The organism is Pseudoduganella sp. (assembly GCF_041914865.1).
GTDB lineage: Bacteria > Pseudomonadota > Gammaproteobacteria > Burkholderiales > Burkholderiaceae_D > Rugamonas.
Map to the genome: position 1 here is coordinate 13,265 of NZ_JAYSCO010000014.1, position 21,316 is coordinate 34,580.

19 protein-coding genes are annotated in these 21,316 nt (G+C 65.6%); 10 read left to right on the top strand and 9 right to left on the bottom strand.

Annotation, left to right across the window (positions count from 1 at the left end):
• Positions 1 to 159 precede the first annotated feature (159 nt).
• The 4 genes from ACE3TQ_RS09080 to ACE3TQ_RS09095 form a co-directional block, all read right to left on the bottom strand.
• On the bottom strand, positions 160 to 1,134 hold the full coding sequence (locus tag ACE3TQ_RS09080) for an FHA domain-containing protein (RefSeq protein WP_374581777.1): 975 nt from the start codon (positions 1,132 to 1,134) through the stop codon (positions 160 to 162).
• Entirely contained in the window at positions 1,131 to 2,453 is a 1,323-nt protein-coding gene (locus ACE3TQ_RS09085) for a serine protease (protein ID WP_374581778.1), read from the bottom strand. Before ACE3TQ_RS09085 ends, ACE3TQ_RS09080 begins: the two co-directional genes overlap by 4 nt.
• A 33-nt stretch (positions 2,454 to 2,486) precedes the next feature.
• A complete protein-coding gene (ribA, locus tag ACE3TQ_RS09090; RefSeq protein WP_374581779.1) occupies positions 2,487 to 3,140 on the bottom strand; it encodes a GTP cyclohydrolase II in 654 nt (217 codons plus the stop codon).
• 156 nt (positions 3,141 to 3,296) lie between these two features.
• Positions 3,297 to 3,992 carry a pirin family protein gene (locus tag ACE3TQ_RS09095; RefSeq protein WP_374581780.1) on the bottom strand — a complete coding sequence of 232 codons (696 nt, stop codon included), beginning with the start codon at positions 3,990 to 3,992 and terminating at the stop codon, positions 3,297 to 3,299.
• Between the two features lie 105 nt (positions 3,993 to 4,097).
• On the opposite strand from ACE3TQ_RS09095, the gene ACE3TQ_RS09100 reads away from it, so the two are divergent.
• From ACE3TQ_RS09100 to ACE3TQ_RS09110, 3 genes are all read left to right on the top strand, one after another.
• Positions 4,098 to 5,042, top strand: coding sequence for a LysR substrate-binding domain-containing protein (locus ACE3TQ_RS09100; RefSeq protein ID WP_374581781.1), 945 nt, complete (start codon positions 4,098 to 4,100; stop codon positions 5,040 to 5,042).
• 73 nt (positions 5,043 to 5,115) lie between these two features.
• Positions 5,116 to 6,072, top strand: coding sequence for an EAL and HDOD domain-containing protein (locus tag ACE3TQ_RS09105; RefSeq protein ID WP_374581782.1), 957 nt, complete (start codon positions 5,116 to 5,118; stop codon positions 6,070 to 6,072).
• Entirely contained in the window at positions 6,065 to 8,227 is a 2,163-nt protein-coding gene (locus ACE3TQ_RS09110) for a putative bifunctional diguanylate cyclase/phosphodiesterase (protein WP_374581783.1), read from the top strand. The genes ACE3TQ_RS09105 and ACE3TQ_RS09110 overlap by 8 nt, the downstream gene beginning before the upstream one ends.
• Positions 8,228 to 8,346: 119 nt before the next feature.
• On the opposite strand, the gene ACE3TQ_RS09115 is transcribed toward ACE3TQ_RS09110, so the two are convergent.
• Positions 8,347 to 8,724: a KGG domain-containing protein gene (locus ACE3TQ_RS09115; protein WP_374581784.1), complete on the bottom strand. Its 378-nt coding sequence runs from the start codon at positions 8,722 to 8,724 to the stop codon at positions 8,347 to 8,349.
• A gap of 126 nt (positions 8,725 to 8,850) precedes the next feature.
• Between ACE3TQ_RS09115 and ACE3TQ_RS09120 the strand changes: the two genes are divergently transcribed.
• The 3 genes from ACE3TQ_RS09120 to ACE3TQ_RS09130 are packed head-to-tail and all read left to right on the top strand — an operon-like array spanning position 8,851 to position 10,054.
• Positions 8,851 to 9,276 (top strand): DUF1810 domain-containing protein, encoded by a 426-nt coding sequence (locus ACE3TQ_RS09120; protein WP_374581785.1) that lies wholly within the window; start codon positions 8,851 to 8,853, stop codon positions 9,274 to 9,276.
• Complete coding sequence (locus tag ACE3TQ_RS09125) at positions 9,273 to 9,653, top strand: glutaredoxin (RefSeq protein WP_374581788.1); 381 nt, start codon at positions 9,273 to 9,275, stop codon at positions 9,651 to 9,653. The genes ACE3TQ_RS09120 and ACE3TQ_RS09125 overlap by 4 nt, the downstream gene beginning before the upstream one ends.
• Complete coding sequence (locus ACE3TQ_RS09130; RefSeq protein ID WP_374581867.1) at positions 9,653 to 10,054, top strand: PPC domain-containing DNA-binding protein; 402 nt, start codon at positions 9,653 to 9,655, stop codon at positions 10,052 to 10,054. Before ACE3TQ_RS09125 ends, ACE3TQ_RS09130 begins: the two co-directional genes overlap by 1 nt.
• On the opposite strand, the gene ACE3TQ_RS09135 is transcribed toward ACE3TQ_RS09130, so the two are convergent.
• The 4 genes from ACE3TQ_RS09135 to dgt are packed head-to-tail and all read right to left on the bottom strand — an operon-like array spanning position 10,011 to position 13,688.
• Positions 10,011 to 11,300, bottom strand: a complete 1,290-nt coding sequence (locus tag ACE3TQ_RS09135) for a dipeptidase (RefSeq protein ID WP_374581789.1) — start codon at positions 11,298 to 11,300, stop codon at positions 10,011 to 10,013. The genes ACE3TQ_RS09130 and ACE3TQ_RS09135 overlap by 44 nt on opposite strands.
• The gene (locus ACE3TQ_RS09140; RefSeq protein ID WP_374581791.1) at positions 11,297 to 11,521 is read right to left on the bottom strand and encodes a DUF3820 family protein; all 225 of its coding nucleotides are present in this window, start codon (positions 11,519 to 11,521) and stop codon (positions 11,297 to 11,299) included. Before ACE3TQ_RS09140 ends, ACE3TQ_RS09135 begins: the two co-directional genes overlap by 4 nt.
• An 8-nt stretch (positions 11,522 to 11,529) precedes the next feature.
• Complete coding sequence (locus tag ACE3TQ_RS09145) at positions 11,530 to 12,468, bottom strand: GyrI-like domain-containing protein (protein ID WP_374581792.1); 939 nt, start codon at positions 12,466 to 12,468, stop codon at positions 11,530 to 11,532.
• Positions 12,465 to 13,688 carry a dGTP triphosphohydrolase gene (dgt, locus tag ACE3TQ_RS09150; RefSeq protein ID WP_374581793.1) on the bottom strand — a complete coding sequence of 408 codons (1,224 nt, stop codon included), beginning with the start codon at positions 13,686 to 13,688 and terminating at the stop codon, positions 12,465 to 12,467. Before dgt ends, ACE3TQ_RS09145 begins: the two co-directional genes overlap by 4 nt.
• A 54-nt stretch (positions 13,689 to 13,742) precedes the next feature.
• On the opposite strand from dgt, the gene ACE3TQ_RS09155 reads away from it, so the two are divergent.
• The 4 genes from ACE3TQ_RS09155 to ACE3TQ_RS09170 are packed head-to-tail and all read left to right on the top strand — an operon-like array spanning position 13,743 to position 21,269.
• Entirely contained in the window at positions 13,743 to 15,212 is a 1,470-nt protein-coding gene (locus tag ACE3TQ_RS09155; RefSeq protein ID WP_374581794.1) for a sodium:solute symporter, read from the top strand.
• Between the two features lie 26 nt (positions 15,213 to 15,238).
• A complete protein-coding gene (gene sppA / locus ACE3TQ_RS09160) occupies positions 15,239 to 17,113 on the top strand; it encodes a signal peptide peptidase SppA (protein WP_374581795.1) in 1,875 nt (624 codons plus the stop codon).
• Between the two features lie 56 nt (positions 17,114 to 17,169).
• Positions 17,170 to 19,725, top strand: coding sequence for a chemotaxis protein CheB (locus tag ACE3TQ_RS09165; protein ID WP_374581796.1), 2,556 nt, complete (start codon positions 17,170 to 17,172; stop codon positions 19,723 to 19,725).
• Positions 19,725 to 21,269, top strand: coding sequence for a PAS domain S-box protein (locus ACE3TQ_RS09170; RefSeq protein WP_374581797.1), 1,545 nt, complete (start codon positions 19,725 to 19,727; stop codon positions 21,267 to 21,269). Before ACE3TQ_RS09165 ends, ACE3TQ_RS09170 begins: the two co-directional genes overlap by 1 nt.
• Positions 21,270 to 21,316: the final 47 nt, after the last annotated feature.

Below are 21,316 nucleotides of genomic sequence, written 5' to 3' on the forward strand. Positions count from 1 at the left end.
CTATCGCATCTTGCGGCCGGGGTGGTCCCTTGCGAGTGTGGACGCCCGTTGGCTCATTGAGCAGCATATAGCTAACCATGAAGGATAGGTCTGTATACCCATCATAGTCCATAAATTGCCATATGGCAAAACACTTTATAGATTACAAATTAATCTACCTTAATCTTCGTCCTCGTCATCCTTTTTGAGTTTGGACGATTTGCGCGCCTCGTCGGCGGCTGCCTTCAGTTTGGCGGCTTCGCCCATGAAGTCGTCCACGCTGTGGTCCTGGCTCTGGCGCACTTCCGGCGGCAGGATCAGGGACATGTAGAGCTCATCGCGCAGGCGGCCGGCATTCTCGTAATTGCGCATCAGGATCAGGCCCGAGCCGAGCGCCAGGAAGATCGCGCAGGAGGAGATGAAGGCGCGCGGCTTGTGCGGTTTGATGGTGCGCAGGTGGTTGTAGATCATGATCACCATGATCAGCATGACCACGTGGTTGCCGTAGCGCGTGAACACTTCCGCCGACCAGGCATAGGCCAGCACGCCGCTGATGGTTTTCCAGGCGCCGATGGCCACCAGGCCGGTGCCGAGGATGAACAGGTGGCGCCCCAGGCGCGCGTGGCCGCCGAACAGGCGGTTGGCCAGGGCCCAGACGCCGCTCCACACCAGGCCGACGCCGATGCCGGAGGCGATCACCAGCAGGTAGCGGATGGCCTGGAAGCTGCCGGTATCGGCCAGCGCTTCGGTCACGCCGACGAACATGGCGATCAGCGCCAGGCCGGCCAGCGCCGGCACGCCGCCTTCCCAGGCGTGCATGGTGGTGTCGGTGACTTCCGGTTCGACCGGGAAGGCGGCGTCGCGGATGCGCAGGCGCGTGTGGCCGAGGCGGACCACGGTGGTGCCGTTGATCGGCGCCGTGCTTTGGCGCTTGCCGTGCACCACGATGCCGTTCTGGCTGCCCAGGTCGCGCATCACCAGGCCGCCGTCTTCCGCCAGTTCCACCACGGCGTGGGTGGCGGCGGTGTGGGCGTCGTCCAGGATGAAGTCGTTGTTGTAGCCGCGTCCGATGGTGATCGGCAGCGCATTCACGCGGTGGCGGTGCAGCACATCGCCATTGCGCGCCAGCGTTTCAATGAAAAACGGGCCGTTCATTTCTTGCCTCCGCGCCCCAGTGCTTCAAGGAAGGCGCGCGAGGCACGCATGCCGTTTTCGTAGGAGACGCCGCGGGCATCGAGGCGGCTTTGCAGGTTCATCTTGCCGTCGTCGGTACTGGAGGTCAGCAAGGCGAAGTCGTACAGGCCGTCGAATTTGCGGTAGGCGCGCACGCACATCACGGCGCGCATCGGCAGGCTGGAGTTCTTGACGAATTGTTCGGTGCAGATCGGGCCGGTCAGGCGCTTGTCCTTGTGGCTGCCGAAGGCTTCGTTGCGGAACGAAGCGCTGGACAGCACGGCAAAGCGCACTTCATCCAGGCCGGTGCTCTTCATGTACTGGTGCTGGATCTGCACCTGGCCCGTCTGCAGCGAGCTGGAGACGAACAGCGAGGATTCCATGGCGCAGTTGGTCAGCTCCACCGAGAACGAGTCGCGGTCGGTGGAGCGCCCCCAGCAGCGCATCTGTTCCGATTCGCGTACCGGCACCGAGTAGGGGCCCATGCCTTTGGCGGTGAGCGGCTTGGCCAGCAGCTGGTCGACCATGGCCTTCTGGTGCGCCAGCAACTGCTGGGCCACGATGGCGGTGAAGTCTTTCGGCGGCTTGGCATCCGGCGCTACCTTCTTCAGCAGCTCCTGGGCGTACCTGGCGGGCACCAGGAAGGACACCAGCTCGCCGTCCAGCCGTTTGGAGACGTTGACGCCGGCCACTTCGCCGTCGACGGTCACGCTCGGGCCGCCGCTCATGCCGGCGTTGATCGGGCCGGTGAACATCAGCTGCTCGTAGAAGCTGCGCGCAATCACGCCGTTGTAGGCGCCTTCGGAAATGGCGAAGCCCAGGTCGAGCGGGTTGCCGAGCGAGTAGAGGTACTGGCCCTGGGTCAGCTTGACCGGCTTGTCGCCGAGTTTGAAATAGCCGGTGCCATAGCGGTTCACGCGCACCACGGCCAGGTCGTGCAGCACGTCCACCGCCAGCAGCTCGATGCTGCCGCGCTGGCCTTCGGTATCGACCCATTCGCCGGTATAGGTGTCGGGGTCGAGCGCGAATTGCGAGACCACGTGGTAGTTGGTCAGCACCAGGTTGGAGGTACCGACCAGGAAGCCGGAACCGACCGAGGATTGGGTGCGGCCGCTTTTCAGCAGCGAACGCACCTGCAGCAGGTCGGCCTTGGCGGCGGAGTAGAGTTTCTGTGCGGTGCTGGAGGGTGTGGGCAGGGCCACAGGTTCCGTTGCGGCGGCGGGGGCGGGCGCTTGCTGCGCATTGGCTGCCACGCAGCCCCAGGTCAAAGTCAGTAGTAAAGCCAGTTTAGTGAATTTCATCTAATCCTTCGACGCGGGGCTGGGGACGGGGGATTACAGTTCGCCGTCTTCGGCGGCTGGCGGGTTCACCGGGGTCATCATGTGCCCCAGTTTGAGCGCCTTGGTGTTCAGGTAGTGCTGGTTGAAGGCGTTGCGGTTGACCAGCAGCGGTACGCGCTCGGCCACTTCCACACCGAGCGAACCCATGGCCGCGATTTTGCGCGGGTTGTTGGTCATCAGCTTCAGGCTTTTCACGCCGAACTGCTTCAGCATCGGTTCCACCAGGGCGTAGTTGCGCTGGTCGGGCTTGAAGCCCAGTTGTTCATTGGCTTGCACCGTGTCGGCGCCTTGCTCCTGCAGGCGGTAGGCGCGCATCTTGTTGATCAGGCCAATGCCGCGCCCTTCCTGGCGCAGGTACAGCAGCACGCCGCGGCCTTCCTGGGCGATGCGTTTCAGCGCGCCTTCCAGCTGGGCGCCGCAGTCGCAGCGCTGGGAGAACAGCACGTCGCCGGTCAGGCACTCGGAGTGCACGCGCGCCAGCACGGGCTGGCCGTCGCCGATGTCGCCCAGCACCATGGCCAGGTGCTCCTTGCCGGTGGCGTGTTCGACGAAGGCATGCAGCGTGAACTGGGCCCACGGGGTCGGCAGGGCGCACGACGTGACGTAGTCCAGTTCTTCTTTTACCGGTTGTTCTGCTACGGGCTGCATGTTGCTCTTTCAATCTTTGTGTTGTGTAACCCTGCAATCATAACCGAAACCCCGGCAAGGCGGGGTCAGACCCAAGGGTCAGACCCCAAACGGTCTCCCAGCCGGTGGTAGCGCAGACGGGGTCAGACCCTTGGGTCTGACCCTGGTTCACCGGGTTTAAGGCAAATCAAACAGCAAAACCTCAACATTATCCGCTCCGGAAAGAACAACCTTCTCCTCCCCGGTAATCTTGGCAGCATCGCCACCTTTCAAAGCGACGCCGTTCACCGTCAGCGAACCGCGGATAATATGGACATAAGCCTGGCGGCCAGCAGCCAGGGTATGCTCCAGCCCACCCTCATTCAGGATCGAGGCGTAGATGTAAGCATCCTGGTGCACCAGCACCGAACCCTCGCGCCCATCCGGCGACGCCACCAGGCGCAGCACGCCCGTTTTGCTCTCCGGCGTGAAGTGCTTTTCCTCGTAGCCCGGCTCAATACCGCCCTGCGACGGCTGGATCCAGATCTGCAGGAAATGCACGCCCTCGCGCTGCGAGTGGTTGTACTCGCTGTGCCGCACGCCGGTGCCGGCCGTCATACGCTGCACGTCGCCATAGTGCAGTACCGAGCCGTTGCCCATGCTGTCCTTGTGTTCCAGCGCCCCACTCAGCACATAGGAAATGATCTCCATATCACGGTGGCCGTGGGTGCCGAAACCCTGGCCGGGCGCGACCTTGTCCTCATTGATCACCAGCAGCGGGCCGAAACCGACGTGTTTCGGGTCGTAGTAATGGCCGAAAGAGAAGCTGTGGCGCGAATCCAGCCAGCCAAAGTTAGCAACGCCGCGTTCTTCAGATTTACGTACTTGCAACATATTTATCTCCTTGTGCGATAATTTCGATCAGATGTTTCACAGTATATGGCTGGTTCTTCGTGCAAAAAAGCGAATAATTTGCCTTCCTATGATCGAAAATTTCGAATGCTCAGATTAAGCCTGGAAGCCCTGCAGATCGTCGACGCCATTGACCGTGGCGGCTCGTTTGCCGCGGCGGCGCGAGAATTGTTCCGCGTGCCCTCGACCATTTCTTACACGGTGGGCAAGCTGGAGGAGGAGCTGGGGGTGCAGGTCTTCGAGCGCATCGGCCCGCGTGTGGAACTGACGGCGGCCGGGCGCGAGTTGCTGAAGGAGGGGCGCTACCTGCTGAAGGCGGCGGGCGACCTGGAGCAGCGCGTGCGGCGCGTGGCGTCCGGCTGGGAGACCGAACTGGCGGTCGGCCTCGATTCCATGTTCAGCGCCCAGGTGCTGGCGGAAGACGTCAGCGCCTTCTACGGCGTGACCCAGCAGACCCGCCTGCGCCTGGTGCAGGAGGCGCTCGGCGGCAGCTGGGAAGCGCTGCTGGAGCGGCGGGTGGACCTGGTGGTGGGCGCGCCGGGCGACGGCCCGGCCGGCGGCGGTTATGTCTCGCAGGCGATCGGGCAGCTGAAATGGGTGTTCGCGGTAGCCCCCAGCCATCCGCTGGCGCAGGCGCAAGGGCCGCTGGGCCGCAACGACCTGCAGCATCACCGCGCCATCGTGGTGGCCGATTCGTCTCGCCTGCTGGCGCCGCGCACGGTGGGCCTGGTGCTGGGGCAGGACGCGCTGGTGGTGCCGACCATGCAGGCCAAGTTCGACTACCAGCTGGCGGGCATGGGCTTCGGCTTCCTGCCCGAACGCTGCGCGCGGCAGGCGATTGCCGCCGGGCTGCTGGTGGAGAAGGAAGTGGAGGAGCCCAAGCCGGAGGAAACCTTTTACCTGGCCTGGCGTAGCGGCGAGTCCGGCGCGGCCCTGCGCTGGTGGCAGGAACGCATGGCGCAACAAGGCTTGTTTGATCGTCTATGCCGGCACCTGCCAACTGTTGCGTATGATCAAGGAATGAGCAGATGAGGTGGCTTTCATGTTGACGTGAGCCAACTGTTTAGGAGTACCATAAGATTTGTCCCCTACAGGTTTCCCGCGTATGACTAGTCTAGCAACTCCTGTATTCCTGAAGCTGCTCGCCGACCGCCAGGGCAAGCCGGGCGGCTTCCTGTTCTGCGGCAGCGGCGAGCCGGCCTTGCCCGATGAACTGCGCGAGCTGGCGGGCAAACTGCCGTGCTTCTACCGCGAACCGCTGGCGCCGGCGCTCGCGGCGCAGCTGGACGCCGCGGGCTTCAAGCCGATGCCGTCCGGCGCACTGCAACGCAATGACAGCGACTTCGAGACGGTGCAGCCGCCGACAGTGGACTGGATCGAGGGCGACTGGCCGCTGCAGGCGCCGCCCCGTTCCAGCGGCGCGCAAGCCGCCTCGCGCGCCATGGCTTTGCAGCTGGTGCAGCTGGTCAGCAATGACGCCGACACGCACGAAATCGAAGAAATCCTGCGCCGCGACCCCACCTTGTCCTACCATTTGCTCAAGCTGGTGAATTCGCTCGGCATGGGCACCGGGCGCAAGGTCACCAGCTTCAGCCAGGCCATCCTGATCCTGGGCCGCCAGCAGTTGCGGCGCTGGCTGAACCTGATGCTGTTTGCCGCCCGCAGCGACGACGTGCGCTCGCCCATGCTGCTGGCACGCGTCTCCGTGCGCGCCCGCACCATGGAATTGCTGGCGCATGAGACGGGGCAGGGCAAGCAGGTGCAGGAGCAGGCCTTCATGGTCGGCATGTTCTCGCTGCTCGGCGTGCTGTTCGGCGTGCCGCTGGGGGAATTGCTGGCGCCCTTGAACCTGGGCGACGCGGCGCAGCAGGCCTTGTTGTCCAAGTCCGGTGTGCTGGGCGAACTGCTGGCCATTGTGGAAGCGGCCGAGCATTGCGATATGGTGGCCGTGGCCAAAGGCCTGGAGGCGCTGCCGCTGCCGGCGCTCGACTTCAACCGCCTGGTGGCGGAAGCCAACCTGTGGATGCTGAACGTGACCGGCGACGTAGGGAACCATGGATAACGAGCGGATAGCACGCTGCCTTGCCTTGAGCCAGCTGGCGCGCAGCCAGCAAGGGCAGGGCGAGGCGCAGGCTGCCACGCTGGCCGAGCTGGAGGCGGCCCTGCAGGCGCTGCAGCCGGTGGCCGTCATCGCGCCCGCCGGCGCGGAACTGATGCTCGATACCGCCGGCTACCTGACCGCCTGGAATGAAGGCGCCGAGCGCCTGTTTGGCTACCGCGCCGGCGAAGCGCTGGGCCAGCACGTGCTGTTCCTTTATGCGGAAGACGACGAGGATGGCGACATTGCCGAAATGGTGGATGCCGACCATGCCGTGGCCGACGTGCGGCGCCGTAAAAAGTCGGGCGAAGTGATCCGCGTGCGGCTCAACATCGCGCTGCTGCGCGACGGCGCCGGGCAGCCGAGCGGCATGCGCGTGTCGATCGCGCCCATGGTGGAAGGCCTGAGCGCGCGCGAGAAAACCAAGCTGCACGCCCGCATCATCGAAGACAGCGACCAGGGCGTGCTGATCACCGATGCGCAGGAGCGCATCGTCTCCATCAACGGCGCCTTCACGCGCATCACCGGCTATACCGCGGCGGAGGCGCTGGGCAGGACGCCGGACATGCTGCGTTCCGGCGTGCCGGGCGCCGACTTCCCGGCGCGCGTGAGCGCCGCCATGAAGGGCGCCGGGCCGTGGCGCGGCGAGATCCTGGGGCGGCGCAAGAACGGCGAACTGTTCCCGCAGGCCGTCACCGTGAGCGCCGTGCGCGACGAGGGCGGCGCCATCAGCCACACCTTCTCACTGTTCTCCGACATCAGCGTGCATAAGGATGCCGAGGCGCGCATGCAGCGCCTGGCCAATTACGACACGCTGACCGGCCTGCCCAACCTCGGCCTGCTGTCGCAGCTGCTGGGACAGGCCATGACCGAAGCGCGCCGCAAGCAGGAGCATGGCGCGCTGCTGGTCATTGAGGTAAACCGCCTGAACGCCATCAACGACACGCTGGGGCACGAGGTGGGCAATTCGGTGCTGGTGGAAGTGGGCCGCATCTTCCGCCTGGTGCTGCGCGACGAAGACATCCTCGCGCGCCTGGACGGCGGCAAGTTCGCCGCCGCGCTGCCGCAGATCGAAAAGCGCGAGCACGCCGCCATCGTCGCGCAGAAGCTGATGGCGGCCCTCGACGCACCGCTGCAGATCGGCACGCACAGCCTGCAGCTGAGCGCCCACGTCGGCGTGGCCGTGTATCCGGAAGACGCGCAGGACGCGGCGGAGCTGGTGCGCGGCGCCGAGGCCGCCATGTCGCGCGTGGCGCCGGGCCAGGTGCCGGCGCTGCTGTTCTACAGCGAAGAGATGAACCAGCGCGCCAAGGAGCACTTGCGCATCGAAAGCGAATTGCGGCAGGCGCTGGCCAACAAGGAATTGCTGCTGTACTACCAGCCCAAGGTCAGCCTGCGCAGCGGCCGCATCGTCGGCGCCGAAGCGCTGCTGCGCTGGCGCCACCCGGTGCGCGGGCTGGTGTCGCCGGGCGTGTTCATTCCGGTGGCGGAAGAGACGGGGCTCATTTTCGAGCTGGGCAACTGGGTGCTGGAAGAATCCTGTCGCCAGATCGCCGCCTGGCGCGACGCCAACCTGATGATGCCGCCGATTGCCGTCAACCTGTCGGCGCGCCAGTTCGACAGCCACCTGCCGGAGCGCGTGGCCGACGTAATGGCGCGGCACCAGGTGCACCCCGAACAGCTGATGCTGGAGATAACCGAAAGCCTGCTGGTGCGTGGCGCCGAGAACGTGATCGCCATCATGAACCAGCTGGTGGCGATGGGCCTGACGCTGGCGCTGGACGATTTCGGCACCGGCTATTCCAGCCTGGCCTATCTGAAGAAATTCCCGATCAGCACCCTGAAGATCGACCGCGCCTTCGTGGTCGGCCTGCCGTTTGAAGAGAACGACTGCGCCATCGCGCGCGCCATCGTCACCATGGCCAAGCAGCTGCGGCAGGAAATCGTGGCCGAGGGTGTGGAAACCATCGAGCAGATGAGTTTCCTGCGCGAGCTCGGCTGCGACCAGCTGCAAGGCTACCTGTTCAGCCAGCCGGTCGCCGCCGCCGATTTCGAACGCATGCTACGCGAAGGCAAACGCCTCGCCGTCACCGGACGGCAAGCCACGCTCGCCCTCTAAATGTCCACTTTGGGGTCAGGAAGAAAGGTGGACATTCTTGGAGGAATGTCCACCTTTCTTCCTGACCCCAAAGTGGACATTCCTGGGGGAATGCCCACCTTGGGTATTACGGCAGGCGCTTAGCGCTTGTCGTCGTTTTTGTGGCTTTGACGGCCGGCTTCGGCGTGCTGTTCAGGCGTGCCGCCGCGGGTGCCGCCACCACTGCCACCGCTGCTGCCGCCACCACCGCTTTGGCGGCTGCTGCCGGAGTCCGAACCGGACTGGCGGTTGCCGTCATTCTTGTGGCTCATGCTGCCGGCTTTGCGGGCTTCTTCCGAGGTGAACTCGTGCGCGTTGCCGGAAGCGTGGGCGGCTTTGCCGCCTTCGCTGGCGATCTCACGCTGGCGTTCCGGATCCATCGACGCGAATCCGCGGTTGCTGGTGTCGCCACTTTGCTTGTTGCCGCCTTGGCCGCCCGACTGTTTGGAACCGCCCTTGTCTTGATTGCTGGATGCCATGATGATCTCCCATTAGGTTCGAAGGAGTCGTCATGGTAGGCGGCGTACAGGGGCCTATTAATCAGAACACGCGACTAGACTTTGTAGGACAATGGCTCATTGAAAAGGAACACTTTGGGAGGGGCCATGTACCAGCTGGAGCGCTTTGTCGCTGCCCAGGAGGGCATATACCAACAGGTGGTCAACGAACTGTCGGCTGGACGCAAGCATACGCATTGGATGTGGTTCATCTTCCCGCAATTGGCCGGGCTGGGCCACAGCGCCATGGCGCAGCGCTACGCGCTCGGCGGGCTGGACGAGGCGCGCGCCTACCTGGCGCATCCGCTGCTCGGCGCACGGCTGCGCGAGTGCTGCGCGCTGGTGCTGGCTGTCCAGGGGGCCACTGTCCATGGTATCTTCGGGTCGCCGGACAATATGAAGTTCCATTCGTCGCTGACGCTGTTTTCCCAGGCCGCGCCGGATGAGGCGCTGTTCCAGTCCTGCCTCGACAAATACTTTGGCGCTGCGCCCGACCAGGCCACGCTGGACCTACTGCACAAGGAGAAAAAATGACCCGCACCATCCTCGACGACGCCCACCTGCATCCGGCCATCCGCGAGCGCGTGGCGAAGAACCATGCCGATATCGTGGCGGAGGTGCAGGCGGCTATCGCGGCCAATCGCGTGGTGGTGGTGGGCATGCGCCAGAACCCGTTCCCGAAGAAGGCGCGCCGCATGCTGGACGCGCAGGGCACGCAGTACGCTTACCTGGAGTACGGCAGCTATTTCAGCCAGTGGCGCCGCCGCACGGCGCTGAAAATGTGGAGCGGCTGGCCGACCTTGCCGATGATCTTCATCGACGGTGTCCTGATCGGCGGTGCGCAGGACCTGGAGCGCCTGATCGAGAAGGGCGAGTTCACCACCCTGGTGGCGCCGCGCCTGCAGGGATGATGGAGGCGCTGCCTTTGCGCCTGAACCCGGGCGATGATGTGCGGGCGGCGGTGGAGCAGGCGCTGCGCGACTCGGGCGCGGCGGCGGGCTACCTGCTGCAGGGGATCGGCAGCCTGTCGGTGGCGCAGATCCGCTATGCGGGGCTGGCGCAGCCGACCGAGCTGCTGGGCGACCTGGAGATCCTGAGCGTGGCCGGTTCGGTCTCGCCCGACGGCGCGCATCTGCACATGATGCTGTCCGACGCGCGCGGGCGGGTGTTCGGCGGCCATGTGGGGCGCGGCTGCATTGTGCGCACCACGGCGGAACTGCTGCTGGCGCTGTTGCCCGCGCATGTGTTCACGCGCGAGCACGATCCGCTTACGGGCTTTGCGGAGCTGGCGATCCGACGCGCGCCAGGCTAGGTTTGCGCTCCTTCTGCAGCCGGGCTGCCACTTGCTCGGCGCGGGCGAAGGCGCGCACCAGGTTGCCGCCGGCCAGCTTGGCCAGGTCTTTGTCGCTCCAGCCGCGCCGCACCAGTTCGGCGAACAGGGCAGGGTAGGTGGAGACGTCTTCCAGCCCTTCCGGATTGACGGCGCCGTAGTAGTCGCCGGCGATGCCGACGTGGTCGTAGCCGGCCGTGCGGGCGACGTGCTCGATATGGTCGGCCACCTGGGCCAGCGTGGCCTTTGGTGCCGCGCCGGCCTTGGCGATGTAGGCGGCTTCGCGTTCCTTGAATTCGGGCGTGCCCGGCTCGGCGCCTTGCAGCGCCGCCATCAGGCCTTTGCGCCAGGCGGCCACCTGCGGCGAGATGAAGGCCGGCACGAAGGTGACCATCACCACGCCGCCGTTGGCCTGCATGCGCTTCAGCACATCGTCCGGCACGTTGCGCGGGTGGTCGTTCAGGGCGCGGGCGCTGGAGTGGGAAAAGATGACCGGGGCGGCGCTGGTGTCGAGCGCCTGGTGCATCACTTCCGGACTGACGTGGCTCAGGTCGACCAGCATGCCGAGGCGGTTCATTTCACGCACCACTTCCTTGCCGAACGGGGTCAGGCCGCCGTGACGGCGTTCGCCCATGGCGGCATCGACCCAGTCCAAGGTGCTGTTGTGGGTCAGCGTCATATATCGCGCGCCCAGCTCGTAGTAGGCGCGCAGGGCGCCCAGGCTGTTCTCGATGACGTGGCCGCCTTCCATGCCGAGGAAGCTGGCGATCTTGCCCTGGCGTTTGGCCTGCGCGATGTCGCTGCTGCGGGTGGCCAGCACCAGGCGCTCGGGGTATTTGGCGATCATGCGGCGCGCCAGGTCGATCTGCTCCAGCTGGGCCACGGCCCAGCCGCCTTTCAGTTCGCCGGGCACATAGACGCTCCAGAACTGGGCGGAGAGCTTGCCTTGCTTCAGGCGCGCCAGGTCGGTTTCGTGCGGGGTGCGCTGGCGCAGGTCGTAGTGCTCCAGGTCCATCGGGTGGGCGGCGTCTTCGCGGATGGTCCAGGGCAGGTCGTTGTGGCCGTCGACCAGGGGGACTTTGTCCAGCAGGGCGTTGGCGTGGCGCAGGGCGGCATCCGCAACCGTGCCGGGGGCGGCGGAGGCGGCCCTGGCGCCGGGCGGCAGGGCAAAGGCGAGGGCGGCGGCCAGGACGGCGAGTGCAGGGGCGGGGGCGCTGCGGTACTTCATCGGATTCCTTTCGGCGCGCGCAGCGGGTCGAGCAGGCTGCGCAGGTTGTTGTGGTCTATCTCGTACATCAACGCCAGCAGCGCGCCCAGCTCCCCTTTCGGGAAGCCTTCGCGCGCCATCCAGCCCAGGTAATGACCTGGCAAGTCGGCCAGCTTGCGGCCTTTGTACTTCCCGTAGGGCATATCGCGCGCCACCAGCATTGCCAGGTATTCAGGGTTCATCTTGGTCTTTACAGGGCTCGTACCGGGATGCAGATGTCGCAGCTGAAGGTGCCGTCGTTCTGCGTGGCCAGGCCTTCGTAGCGTTCAAAGCACGGGCGCTCGTCGCATTGCAGGCCGCTGGATGGCAGCCATTCCTTCATCAGCCGGTTCCACACCGGGCCGATATCGCGCGGCGAGCCGGTATAGCGGGTGACTGCGTAGCGGCCGCCCGGCAGGTGGGCGACGCTGAACTGGCCGCCCGGCTCGAAACCGTCCGGAATCTCGACGCAGGCGTCGTAGCGGCATTTGTCGGCTGGCGTCACGCTCGGGTCGTCGTGGCCGATGCCATAGCAGGTGGCGCCGCCCAGGCAGTGGCCGAGCAGCCAGGGCATCATGGTGCGGCCCCAGAATTCGCCGATGGCCGGGCCGTACGGGCCGATGTGGCGGCGGTAGGCTACGCGGGCTGGGGGCAGGTCGATTACTTTCACGTCCATGGTGTTTTCTCCATATGGGTTGTTGGAGTCGCCATGGTCGCCGTTCGCGCCGGCGCCGGCCTGACCGTGCTTGCGGTTCGCCTGATCAAAATTGCTATGTTGCGCGCGCAGCCCCGCCAGGAAGGCGGCGGTGCGTTCGGGGGTGCTGGCGCGCCATTCGCTCGGGGTGCTGCCGAAGCGGGCTTTGAAGGCGCGCGCGAAGGCTTCGCCGGAGCCGAAACCGGTGGACAGCGCGACTTCCAGCACGGTGCCGCCGGCCGCCAGTTTGCCGGCCGCCACTTCCAGCCGGCGCCGCCGTACATAGTCGCCGATGGTCTCGCCCATCCAGCCGGCGAAGATGCGGTGGAAGTGGTAGCGCGAGAAATTGGCGATGTCGGCCAGCGCGGGCAGGTCGAGCTGCGCGTCCAGGTTGCGGTCGATGTGGTCGAGCACGCGGTTCATGCGGCGCTCGTATTCGTTGCGCGAATCGTTCATGCGACGGGATAAATGCGGTCAAGGCTGCCGGGGCCGAAGTACTTTTCGTACTCCTTGGCGGCGTAGGAATCCATCATGCCGGAGATGTAGTCGACCACCAGCCGTTCGCGCGAGTCCTTCAGGCTGCGGATGGCCGGCGGCAGCAGGATGCCGCCCTTGTTGTAGTTCTTATCGGTCAGCACTTCGAACAGGCCGCGGATGATCTTCTCGCCGCGCTTTTCGTACAGCTGCACGTCCTTCTTGCGCAGGATGGCGCGCCACAGCAGGCTTTTCAGGCCGCGCGCCAGCAGGCCCTTGCTGCGGTAGCCCAGCTCCGGGCCGTGCTGGCCCTCGATGACGGCGATGTCGCGGCACAGTTCATGCACGATCTGCGAGGTCAGTTCCTTGCGCAGTACGATCGAGTATTCCTCCGAGCTTTCCTGCATATCGCAGTCCAGCGCCACCGCGTGCGCGTGGTTGGCGATGGCGGAGAACTGCTCGTAGGCGCCGGAGAAGTCCTTGCTGATCTTGAACTCGTGGACGATCTCGCCCCAGGTGATGATGCCGAAGCTGAGCGCATCTTCCACGTCGTGCGCAGCGTAGGCGATTTCGTCGGCCAGGTCCATGATCTGGGCGTCGATGCTCTTGCGCAGCGTGACGCCGTGCGCCGCCAGCTGGCCGCTCAGGAATTCGTAATCGTCGTCGTACAGGAACTTTTTCGGATTGTCGCTGCGGCGCTGGAAGTACTTGGTGATGCCGAGCAGGGAGCGCACGGTCAGGTTCAGGCCGGCGTAGGCGTGGTGCTTTTTCTCCAGCGTGCGCAGGGTGCGGAAAGCCTGCGCATTGCCCTCGAAGCCGCCGGCATCGGCCGCCAGTTCATCCAGGATCTTCTCGCCGTAGTGGCCAAAGGGCGGATTGCCGATATCGTGCGCCAGCGCGCAGGTCTCGGACACCACGCTGCGCTCCAGCCCCAGGTCGGCGGCGATGGAACGGGCAATCTGCGCCACTTCCAGGCTGTGCGTCAGGCGGTTGCGGTTGAAGCGGTTGGCATCCACGCCAAGCAGCTGCATCTTGCCCTGCAGGCGGCGGAAAGAGGAGGAGTACAGCACGCGCGCATAATCGCGCATGCATTCTTCGCGGCCCTCGCTGCGGCCGTCGGCCTGGGCGTGGACGCGGTACTCCAGCGGCAGCACCTGCGCCTCCTGGGCGCGGGCGAATTCAATGGTGGTTTGATCGTACATGCGGTGATTCTACGGTATATTGCAGGCCAAATTGTTTCACAGCTGGATAATAAAATGTCACCTGTTTCACTTTTCCTCGTGGTGCTGGCCTATTTTGGCCTGCTGCTTGGCGTGGCCTGGGCCACCTCGCGCAACGCCAACAACGACAGCTTCTTCATCGGGAACAAGAGTTCGAACTGGATGCTGGTGGCCTTTGGCATGGTCGGCACCACGCTGAGCGGCGTGACCTTCATCAGCGTGCCCGGCGCGGTGGGGCGCGACGGCTTTGGCTACCTGCAGATCATGCTCGGCTACACGCTCGGCTATATCGCGGTGGCCTTCGTGCTGCTGCCGCTGTACTACCGGCTCAAGCTGACCTCCATCTACCACTACCTGGACGTGCGCCTGGGGCGCCGCTCCTACCAGAGCGGGGCCGCCTTCTTCATCCTGTCGCGCACGCTGGGCGCCACCGCGCGCCTGTACCTGGTGGTGAACATCCTGCAGGCCACCATCCTGGACAGCCTGGGCGTGCCGTTCTGGGCCACCAACCTGGTCATCCTCGTCATGATCCTGCTGTATACCTACGAGGGCGGGGTCAAGACCATCGTCTGGACCGACACCCTGCAAACCACCGGCATGCTGTTTGGCCTGGTGGCCTGCGTCGTGTTCCTGCTCAACCAGATGGGGCTGGGCCTGGTCGAAAGCGTGGAGCAGATGCGTTCCAGCGGCCTGGCGCGCGTCTTCACCATGGACGTCGACAGCCCGGCCTATTTCTGGAAGCAGGTGGTGGCGGGCGCCTTCATCACCATCGCCATGACCGGCATGGACCAGGAGATGATGCAGAAGAATATCTCGGTCCGCACGCTGGCCGACTCGCAGAAGAACATGCTGGCGCTGACCGCCATCCTGTTCGTGGTGCTGTCGCTGTTCCTGCTGCTGGGCGGACTGCTGCACCTGTATGCGCCGCAAGTGGGCGTGACGGCGGCCGGCGACAAGATCTTCCCGGCCGTGGTCATGGGCCATATGCCGGCCATGCTGCAGCTGGTGTTCATCATCGCCCTGATCAGCGCCTTGTTCCCGAGCGCGGACGGCGCCATCACGGCCCTGACGTCCTCCTTCTGCATCGACATCCTCGGCCTGAAGCGGCGCGCCGACCTGGGCGAGGGGGCCCAGCTGCGCATCCGCCACCGCGTGCACCTGTCCTTCTGCGCGCTGTTCCTGCTGCTGGTGATGGTGTTCAAATGGATCGATAGCGCCAGCATGATCGGCGTGATCCTGAAGCTGGCCGGCTATACCTACGGCCCGCTGCTCGGCCTGTTCGCTTTCGGCCTGCTGAGCAAGCGCGCCGTCAACGACCGGCTGGTGCCGTGGGTGGCGCTGGCCGGCCCGCTGCTGTGCGCACTGGTCGACTACAACCAGCAGCTGCTGTTCGGCAGCTACCGCATGGGGCTGGAGCTGCTGGTGCTGAACGGCGCCCTGGTCATGGCTGGGCTGTACCTGATTTCTTCCCCGGCCAGGGCGAATGTCGCTTATAGTGTGGAGTAGTTACTTTTTTAGCATTAGGAGTAGAGATGTCCCGCTCTGTTTTCTCGTATATCCGCAGTGGCTTTGCCTGGTTCTGGCGCGCCGTGGATAACAGCCGCCGCGCCACCATGAACTTCCTGTTCCTGCTGGTGGTGGTGCTGCTACTGGCCGCCATCTTCGGCGGCGGCGCCAAACCGCTCGGCAGCAAGACCATGCTGGTGCTGAACCTGGAAGGCGTCCTGGTCGAACAATCGCACGGCAGCAGCCGCGACGCGCTGATGGCCGGCCTGGCCGGCGGCGAAGTACGCAAATCGGTGCAGCTGCGCGACGTGCTGAACGTGCTCGATACCGCCGCCAAAGACCCGCAGATCGCCGGCGCTGTCCTGATCCTCGACGAAATGCAGGGCGGCGGCCAGGCCATGCTGCGCGAGATCGGCGCCGCCGTGGACCGCTTCAAGGCCAGCGGCAAGAAAGTTGTGGCCTGGGGTTCCAGCTACAACCAGCGCCAGTACCAGGTGGCCATGCACGCCGACGAGGTCTACCTGCACCCGATGGGCGCGGTGTTCCTGGAAGGCTTCGGCAAATACCGCAACTACTACCGCGATGCGCTGGACAAGGTGGGCGTGACCGTCAACCTGATGAAGGTCGGCACCTACAAGAGCTTCGCCGAACCGTTCATCGCCAACGGCCCGTCGCAGGCGGCGGCCGAAGCGGACGCCTTCCTCAACAACGACCTGTGGGCGCGCTACACCGCCCAGGTGGAGCAATCGCGCAAGCTGCCGGAAGGCGGGTTGATGAAGACCATCGACAACCTGCCGGCCCTGGTGGCGGAGGCCAAGGGCAACCTGGCCAAGGTGGCGCTGGACGCCAAACTGGTGGACGGCCTGAAGACCAAGGACGAACTGCGCGCGCTGGTGACCAAGATGGGCGTGCACGACCCGGCCGCCAAATCGTTCCGCCAGGTGGGCTACCACGACTACCTGGCGCGCACCTATCCCAAGCTGACCGGCGACGCCATCGGCGTGGTGATGGCGGTGGGCGAGATCAGCGACGGCGACGCGCCGGCCGGCCAGATCGGCGGCGCCTCCACCGCGCGCCTGGTGCGCATGGCGCGCGAGGACAGCTCGATCAAGGCCGTGGTGCTGCGCGTGGATTCGCCCGGCGGCAGCGCTTTCGGTTCGGAACTGATCCGGCGCGAGCTGGAACTGACGCGCGCCGCCGGCAAGCCGGTGGTGGTCTCGATGGGGAATGTGGCCGCATCCGGCGGCTACTGGATTTCCATGGCGTCCGACGAGGTGATCGCCGACCCGGCCACCATCACCGGCTCGATCGGCGTGTTCGCGCTGTTCCCGACCGTGGAGAAAGTGATCGACAAGCTGGGCATCCACACCGCCGGCCAGACCACCACCTGGCTGGGCGACGCCGGCAACCCGCTGCGCCCGATGGACCCGCGCTTCGGCCAGCTGATCCAGGGCGCCATCGGCCACACCTACGACGAATTCACCACCAAGGCCGCCAAGGCGCGCAACACCACGCCGGACAAGATCGACGCCGTGGGCCAGGGCCGCGTGTGGACCGGCGCCCAGGCGCAGGAACGCGGCCTGGTCGACACCCTGGGCGGCTACAAGGATGCGCTGAAGGCGGCCGCGCGCCGCGCCAAGCTGACCGGCGAGCCGCGCGTGGTCTACATCGAGCGCGAAGTGTCGCGTTTCGACAAAGTGCTGGAGTTCTTCGGCGCCTCCGCCGCCAAGGCCGTGGCCAAGGCCTACGGCGAACAGGCGCGCGTGCAGCTGCTGCCGGCGGGCGTGCCGGCCGGCGTGGCGCAGGAAGTGGTGCAGGACCTGGGCTGGCTGAACGACATGACCGCGCAGCGCAAGCCGTTCATGGCGCTCACGCACTGCCTGTGCACATCGCCTGACTAAGCGCTTGTTGTAATTGTCGGTTTGCCATTTCACGATGGCGCTGGCATGATGGCGGGATGACTAACCCCTTAGTTTCCCCCGAATCCGACCCGGGCGAGTTGCCACGCCAGCGCCAGGCGGTGCAGATCGTCGGCATGGGCGCCTCGGCCGGAGGCCTGGACGCCATCTCCGAATTCCTGGCCTCCATGCCATCCCGCAGCGGGATGGCATTCATCGTCCTGCAGCACCAGGATCCGTCGCGGCGCGGCCTGCTGCCCGAGCTCCTGCGCCGCATCACCAGCATGGAAGTGTGCGAGATCGCCGAGTCGATCGAAGTGCGTCCGGACCATGTCTACGTGGCGCCGCCCAGCTTTGACCTGGCTTTCTCGGGCTCCAAGCTGATGGCGGTGGAAGCGGCCGACCTGCATGCCCGCTACCCGATCGATTCCTTCTTCCGCACCCTGGCGGCCGAAAAAGGGCAGGCCGCCGCCGGCGTGGTCTTCTCCGGCATGGGCACCGACGGCACCGCCGGCCTGCGCGCGATCCAGGAAGCGGGCGGCGTGACGCTGGCCCAGGAACCCAATTCCGCCAAGTTCGACTCCATGCCGCGCAGCGCGATTGCGGCCGGCGTGGCCGACTTCGTGGCGGCGCCGGGCGCCATGCCGATGTGGTTGTGCCAGGTGCGCTCGGTGCCGCACGGCGGCGCGCACGGCGCGGCGCGCGCGCGGCGCCAGGCCCTGCGCGAGCTGATGTCGCTGCTGCAGCGCCATACCGGCAACAACTTCACCGAATACAAGATGAGCACCGTGCTGCGCCGCATAGAGCGCCGCATGAAGCTGCACCAGCATGAGTCGATGGAGGAATACGTCGCCTACCTGCGCGACAACCCGGGCGAGGTGCAGCTGCTGTTCCGCGAAATGCTGATCGGCGTGACCAGCTTCTTTCGCGACCCGACGGTGTGGGAGCACCTGCGCAATGAAACCATCCCGGCGCTGCTGGCCGCCAACCCGGAAGGCGCCGCCTTCAAAGCCTGGGTGCCGGCCTGCTCGACCGGCGAGGAGGCCTATACCCTGGCCATGGTGTTCGACGAAGCCGTGCAGCGCGCCGGCGAAGCCGGCAAGTATTCGCTGCAGATCTTCGCCACCGACCTGCACGGCGACGCCATCGACAAGGCGCGCCAGGGCCAGTTCGGCCGCGGCGTGGAAGACGCGATGTCGCACGAGCGGCTGCAGCGCTACTTCATCGCCGACGGGGCTTCCTACCGCATCCGCAAGGAACTGCGCAATATGATCATCTTCGCGCAGCAGAACATCATCTCCGATCCGCCCTTTACCAAGCTCGACATTCTTAGCTGCCGCAATCTGCTAATCTATTTCAACCCCAAGCTGCAGGAACAGCTGATACCGTTGTTCCACTACGCCTTGAAACCGGAAGGCTTGCTGGTGCTGGGCAGCGCCGATACCCCGGGCAGCTACAATGAATTGTTTACGCCAGTGCCGGGCTGCGGCCGCATCTACCGCCGCCTGGACGCCAGCACGCAACGCGTGGCGAACTACTTCCCGACCAAGATCGCCAAGGCCGCGCAACCGAGTTCCATCGAAGTGACTACCATGACCATGAATGGCAATATCCAGACTCAAATAGAACACCTGCTGCTCAAGAGCCACACGCCGGCAGCCGTCATGATCAATTCGGATGGCGACATCCTGTACATCCACGGCCGCACCGGCACCTTCCTGGAGCCGGCCGCCGGCCGCGCCAACTGGAATATCCACGCCATGGCGCGCGACGGCCTGCGCTACGAGCTGGCCGACCTGATCGAGCGCGCCAGCCGCGGCGAAGGCATGGAAACCGTGCGCGAACTGCTGTTCAAGGACGGCGCCCAATCGCTGCTGGTGGACATGACGGCCGAAGTGGTGCGCGACGACGCCCATTCCGGCCACAGCCTGCTGGTCACGTTCCAGGCGTCGCCGGTGCCGCCGCGCAAGCGCGGCAGCCGCAGCGACACCCGGCCGCAGGAGCTGGAGCAGCAGCTGGCCATGGCGCGCCTGGAGCTGCAGGCGGTGCGCGAAGAAATGCAGACCTCGCGCGAGGAGCTGAAAGCGGCCAACGAAGAACTGCAATCGACCAACGAGGAACTGCAGTCGACCAACGAGGAACTCACCACCTCCAAGGAGGAAATGCAGTCGCTGAACGAAGAGCTGTACACTGTCAACGCCGAACTGCAATCGAAGGTGGACGACCTGTCGCTGGTCAACAGCGACATGAAGAACCTGCTGAACAGCACCGACATCGCCGTGATCTTCCTGGACAGCCAGATGAACATCCGGCGCTACACCAACCAGGCCACCCAGCTCTACAAGCTGATCGCCACCGACCTGAATCGTCCGCTGAGCGATATCGCCAACGACCTGGTGTACCCGGATATGGAGCACGATGCCAAGGAAGTGCTGCGCAGCCTGGTGTTCTGCGAACGCCAGATCCCGACCCGCGACGGGCGCTGGTTCATGGTGCGCATCATGCCTTACCGCACCGTAAACAACGTGATCGACGGATTGGTGCTAACCTTCGTCAATGTCACCGAACTCAAACTGCTGGAAGCACGCCTGACGCCCGAAGGAGGCACCGCCTGATGACCCGAACCGACGCCCTGCGCCAATGGCACGAGCTGCAAGTCAGCCAGCTGGAACTGGAGGTGCAGAGTGCCGCCCTGGCCGAACTTGGGCGTCAGAAGCGGGAGGCCGAGCAAGGGTTGCTGCGCTACGCCGGCCTGTTCGACCAGGCCCCGGTCTGCTACCTGGCGCTGGCGCGCGACGGCTGCATCGCCGGCGCCAACCGCGCCGCGGCGGCGCTGTTCGGCATGCCGCTCGACCAGTTGCCGGGGCAGCCGGTCGAGCGTTTCCTGGCGCCGGCCAGCCAGGCCGCCTTGCGCGCGCTGCTGGCCCGCCTGCGCGCCGACGGCAGCAGCAGCGCCATCGAAGCGCAGCTGTTCGAAGACCTGGGAGGCGGCCGCGTACGCATCGAAGCCAACCTGGACCAGGCCGGCGACGCCATCCGCATGGTGCTGAGCGACCTGCGCACGCGCGAGCAGCACGAGGCCGCCCTGCGGCGCGCCTTCGCCGTGCTGGACACCCTGGGCGAAGGCGTGGCCGTGGCCGATGCCGACGGCGTGATCGTGGCCGTCAATCCCGCCTTCACCGCCATCAGCGGCTACACCGAAGCGCAAGCCATTGGCCGCGACCTGGCCGATATCTGCGGCGCCGAAGCGGCGCAGATGATACTGGAAGAAGCCAGCTGGCAGGGCGAACTGGCCGGGCGCAGGCCCGACGGCGCCGAATTCCAGGCCGGCCTGTCGCTGCGCAGCCTGTCCGGCGCCGACGGCGGCGTGGCCGGCGTGGTGGCGGTGCTGACCGATATCAGCCGCCGCAAGCAGGCCGAAAGCGCCCTGCAGGACCTGCACCGCAACCTGGAATCGCGCGTGGTGCAGCGCACCGCCGAACTGCTGCACACCAACGGCCAGCTGCGCCAGCTGTCGGCCCATATGGCCTCGGTCAAGGAAGAAGAGCGCAAACGCATCGCGCGCGAAATCCACGACGAACTGGGGCAAAACCTGCTGGCGCTGAAGCTCGACATCGTACAGCTCAATGAACGCATGGGCGGCCGCCAGGGCCGCTTCGCGCGCCGCGTCTCCGCCGCGCTGGCCAACATCGACGCCACCCTGCGCAGTGTGCGCGGCATCATGAACGAACTGCGCCCCTCCGTGCTGGACCTGGGCCTGGCCGCCGCGCTGGAATGGCTGGTCAACGACTTCCGCCACCGCAGCAACCTGCACTACGAACTGGCGCTGCCCGGCGACGCCGAAATGGCCGCCATCGACAGCGAAACCAGCCTGGTGCTGTTCCGCATCGTGCAGGAAGCCCTGGTCAACGCGCTGCGCCACTCGCGCGCCACGCAGGTGACCGTGCGGCTGGAAGCGGGCGAGGGCGGCGTGCAGCTGGAAGTGGAAGACAACGGCATCGGCATCGCCCCCTCCTGCCGCGAACGTCCCGGCTCCTTCGGCCTGATCGGCATGCAGGAGCGCGCCGACGCCCTGCACGGCAGTTTCACCCTGGGCGAGTACGAGCCGGGCGCCGGCTGCCGCATCATCGTGCGCCTGCCGTTGCTAATCAATCAATAGCCCTGCGGCCCCGGAACGCATATACTGCCGGTGCTTTTACACCATCA

Bases quoted from the DNA above. Each gene is read 5' to 3' on its own strand.
- ACE3TQ_RS09120 (WP_374581785.1), top strand. From the start codon at position 8,851: ATGTACCAGCTGGAGCGCTTTGTCGCTGCCCAGGAGGGCATATACCAA.
- ACE3TQ_RS09140 (WP_374581791.1), bottom strand. From the start codon at position 11,521: ATGAACCCTGAATACCTGGCAATGCTGGTGGCGCGCGATATGCCCTAC.
- ACE3TQ_RS09080 (WP_374581777.1), bottom strand. From the start codon at position 1,134: ATGAACGGCCCGTTTTTCATTGAAACGCTGGCGCGCAATGGCGATGTG.
- ACE3TQ_RS09105 (WP_374581782.1), top strand. From the start codon at position 5,116: ATGACTAGTCTAGCAACTCCTGTATTCCTGAAGCTGCTCGCCGACCGC.
- ACE3TQ_RS09130 (WP_374581867.1), top strand. From the start codon at position 9,653: ATGGAGGCGCTGCCTTTGCGCCTGAACCCGGGCGATGATGTGCGGGCG.
- ACE3TQ_RS09100 (WP_374581781.1), top strand. From the start codon at position 4,098: ATGCTCAGATTAAGCCTGGAAGCCCTGCAGATCGTCGACGCCATTGAC.
- ACE3TQ_RS09095 (WP_374581780.1), bottom strand. From the start codon at position 3,992: ATGTTGCAAGTACGTAAATCTGAAGAACGCGGCGTTGCTAACTTTGGC.
- ACE3TQ_RS09145 (WP_374581792.1), bottom strand. From the start codon at position 12,468: ATGAACGATTCGCGCAACGAATACGAGCGCCGCATGAACCGCGTGCTC.
- ACE3TQ_RS09165 (WP_374581796.1), top strand. From the start codon at position 17,170: ATGACTAACCCCTTAGTTTCCCCCGAATCCGACCCGGGCGAGTTGCCA.
- dgt (WP_374581793.1), bottom strand. From the start codon at position 13,688: ATGTACGATCAAACCACCATTGAATTCGCCCGCGCCCAGGAGGCGCAG.
- ACE3TQ_RS09115 (WP_374581784.1), bottom strand. From the start codon at position 8,724: ATGGCATCCAGCAATCAAGACAAGGGCGGTTCCAAACAGTCGGGCGGC.
- ribA (WP_374581779.1), bottom strand. From the start codon at position 3,140: ATGCAGCCCGTAGCAGAACAACCGGTAAAAGAAGAACTGGACTACGTC.
- ACE3TQ_RS09125 (WP_374581788.1), top strand. From the start codon at position 9,273: ATGACCCGCACCATCCTCGACGACGCCCACCTGCATCCGGCCATCCGC.
- ACE3TQ_RS09085 (WP_374581778.1), bottom strand. From the start codon at position 2,453: ATGAAATTCACTAAACTGGCTTTACTACTGACTTTGACCTGGGGCTGC.
- ACE3TQ_RS09135 (WP_374581789.1), bottom strand. From the start codon at position 11,300: ATGAAGTACCGCAGCGCCCCCGCCCCTGCACTCGCCGTCCTGGCCGCC.
- ACE3TQ_RS09110 (WP_374581783.1), top strand. From the start codon at position 6,065: ATGGATAACGAGCGGATAGCACGCTGCCTTGCCTTGAGCCAGCTGGCG.
- ACE3TQ_RS09155 (WP_374581794.1), top strand. From the start codon at position 13,743: ATGTCACCTGTTTCACTTTTCCTCGTGGTGCTGGCCTATTTTGGCCTG.
- ACE3TQ_RS09170 (WP_374581797.1), top strand. From the start codon at position 19,725: ATGACCCGAACCGACGCCCTGCGCCAATGGCACGAGCTGCAAGTCAGC.
- sppA (WP_374581795.1), top strand. From the start codon at position 15,239: ATGTCCCGCTCTGTTTTCTCGTATATCCGCAGTGGCTTTGCCTGGTTC.